This window comes from Bacteroidota bacterium (assembly GCA_034723125.1).
GTDB lineage: Bacteria > Bacteroidota > Bacteroidia > CAILMK01 > JAAYUY01 > JAYEOP01.
On sequence record JAYEOP010000232.1, the window covers coordinates 1 to 3,216 of the forward strand.

Consider the following 3,216-nt stretch of genomic DNA (forward strand, 5'->3'; position numbering starts at 1 on the left):
TATTTAAATATATATGTGGAGATTTATATTGTGTATCTTTAGCGTTTTTACAAAATTAGAATTGAATTCATACCTTTGCACCCTTTTTAAAATTATCCTAAAAAAAATGAAAAAACTTTTTTTGCTATTTCTATTTATTCCCTTTTTTCTTTGCGGACAAAAAATTGAAGATAAAACTAATGATTATTGGAAAATCGGAATTTCTCCCGGAATTGCAATAACAAATATGGAAATTGATTCTGTGGATAACAGTCAGGTTTATCTACCTTTTGCAGCTTTTAGCTTGAATAAAAAAATCAATAATTCCTTTGACATTCGTTTGGGTGCATCCTACTCTGCAAGAGGAACAAATGTAAATTCTCAATATTACAAATACCGTTACAGATACTTTGATTTCAGAATTGTTCCTCAGTACAATCTGGGAGAAAACATAAAATTGAACTTTGGATTACAACCATCTTTTTTGTCAAACGCTGTGTTAATAAAAGGAACAGATGCAAGTGACAGACCTGAATTGGATGAAGATGATTTTAAATATGAAATAAATATGCTGGCTGGTTTTGAATTTAAACTTCAAAAAGGAGCTTGGCTCGGTGCTGAATATTTGTATCCTTTAACAAATCGCAAATTCCAAAATATCAGAATATCTTTGAATTTTATTATTGATCAAAACTCATTAAATGAAAATTTGACCAAAAACAAAGAAATTTCTTACAAGCAAATAAAAGAAATGAAAAATGCCGTTTTAGTTGTTCGTTTAAAATCTTCTTCCAACAAAATAAAGGCTTTGAAAGAAAAAGGAGATTTTGATATGGCAAAAAAAGTTGAGCAAGAGCAAAGAAAAGAAAACTTAGAAATTCTAAGAACTTTTAAAAAACATTTTGATTTTTGTAAAGTATATTTTGTTTCTAATAAAAATACAGCAGAAGTTAAAAAAAATGGTTTCAAAAATGTTTTCCTGAACGATAGCCTTGTCATTGATAAAAATATTATTGTCAAAACAAATAAAATTTTTGTTGCTGAATTTGGAATTATTGATCAACAGGAAGAAGGCAACCCTGTAATTTCCGATGCTGAAATTCATGCTTTGATAATTAAGAATGAAAATTTTAAACAACTGCATACTCCTTTTCCTTTTTATGTAAATATAAATGATTTTATAGATGAAAGAAAAGTAGAAGAAGTTATTTGGCTGATGAATAAAAACCTTCATTCCTATTATAAATTGGCAATGAATGAGGATAAATAAATGAGCAAGTCTAAAAATATAGTAAAGAAAAAATTTCAAACTGCTAATGTTATAAGTATTTCATTAGCACATCTTTTTCATGATATTTACGCTTCTTTTCTTGCACCGATTTTACCACTGTTAATTACAAAACTTGGAATAAATTATTCTCTTGCATCACTTTTAACAGTTGCACAACGCTCACCTTCATTGTTGAGTCCGTTTATTGGCATTCTTGCCGATAAAGTAAAAATGAGATATCTCATTATTGTTACTCCTGCAATTACTACTGTTGCCATGAGTTTGGTAGGGATAGCTCCAACATATTCTTTACTAATAACATTGGTTATTGTTGCAGGATTAAGCTCTACATTTTTTCATGTTCCTTCCCCTGTGATGATGAAAAAAGTTGCAGGCTACCAAACAGGTAAAGGAATGAGTTTTTATATGTTAGGAGGTGAACTTGCACGTACTTTAGGACCAATTACAATTCTTGGTGCAGTTTCACTTTGGGGACTTGAAGGAACTTACAGATTGTTGCCTTTTGGTCTCATAGCATCAGTATTGCTGTATTTCAGGTTACGAAATATCGATATTTCCGAAGACGTAAAAAAAACAGGGAACGAAGCGGGTTTTAAAAAAACATTAAAAAAGTTTTTACCGTTTTTTCTGATACTTGCAGGATATTTATTCGGAAGAGCAATAATGCAATCGGCACTTACATTTTTTTTACCAACATATTTGAATCTTGAAAAAGGTGAAAGCTTGTGGTTTTCAGGAATATCTTTATCGGTTCTTCAACTTGCAGGAGCAGTAGGGACTTTTCTCTCTGGAACTATTTCTGATAAAATAGGCAGAAGCACTACTCTGATAGTTGTATCTATAATTTCTCCTATAATGATGTGGTTTTTTATTACATCTGAAAACAATGTGATGATGTTTGTATTTTTAATACTTATAGGAATTTTTCATTTTGCATCAGGTCCCGTTTTACTTGCACTTATTCAAGATTTAAATGCAGATAAACCTGCTTTTGTAAACAGTATTTTTATGACAATTTCTTTTGGACTTTCTTCTGTTGCGGTATTATTAATTGGATTTCTTAGCGATGAAATAGGACTTGAAACTACCTTTAAAATATCAGCAATTATTGCTTTAACAGGAATTCCTTTTGTGTTTTTCTTGAAGAAGAAATAATTGTATTTTAAAAAGATTGTCTTTTTAACACCAAATGAATTTTTTTATCTAAATTTGTCTAATCAAAAGTTGCATTTGTGACTTGAATTCAGCTAATTTAAAATAATGTGAAAATACAATATATAAAATCTGAAATATATAAATTAAAAAGAAAAAGCAGTCTTATACTAATAATTCTTATTGTTTTTTATAATATTAAATTGAGTATAGATATTCCAGATGGAATAGAAGGTAATAAGTATTTGATCGCTAATTTTTTATATAATAAAATATTTTTAATACCTGGAATTTATTTTTTAGTAGTTGCAACAGCAGTATTTCTCGCAATAAATTTATCAAAAGAAATCTATGAGAATTTAACTTCGTATATAATAATTAAAATCAACAGCAGTATTAATTATTTTATCTCTAAAATAATACTTGCATGCATGTTTTTTTTATTTTTATTGACATTAAATGTTTTACAGATTTGTATTATAATATATTTAAGTGATATATCAAACGATATTATACAATTGTTTTTTTTAAATTTTGAGTTTATTGATTTTGTAAATATATTTATTTATTGCATTGGGTATATCATAATTGTAGTTATAATATCCATCCTAATTAAAAATCCGTTTATTGTTATGCCAATTGTATTTGTTTACATGATTTCGGAAACATTTATTTTAATTTTCAATGAATTTGAATGGAGTAAATGGTGGATGAATATATTCCCTGGTTATATTTTAAGTATTTATAATATGAATGTGAATGGAATAATATTTCTCAAATTAGGATATATTATT

At 27.6% G+C, this 3,216-nt stretch carries 3 protein-coding genes; all 3 read left to right on the plus strand.

Annotated elements, in window-relative coordinates; all coding sequences use genetic code 11:
• Positions 1-106: 106 nt before the first annotated feature.
• Positions 107-1,249 (plus strand): outer membrane beta-barrel protein, encoded by a 1,143-nt coding sequence (locus U9R42_06525; GenBank protein MEA3495674.1) that lies wholly within the window; start codon positions 107-109, stop codon positions 1,247-1,249.
• Positions 1,250-2,425, plus strand: coding sequence for an MFS transporter (locus U9R42_06530; protein ID MEA3495675.1), 1,176 nt, complete (start codon positions 1,250-1,252; stop codon positions 2,423-2,425). It begins immediately after the preceding gene.
• Positions 2,426-2,532: 107 nt separating this feature from the next.
• The coding region (locus U9R42_06535; GenBank protein ID MEA3495676.1) for a hypothetical protein at positions 2,533-3,216 on the plus strand (684 nt) is incomplete at its 3' end.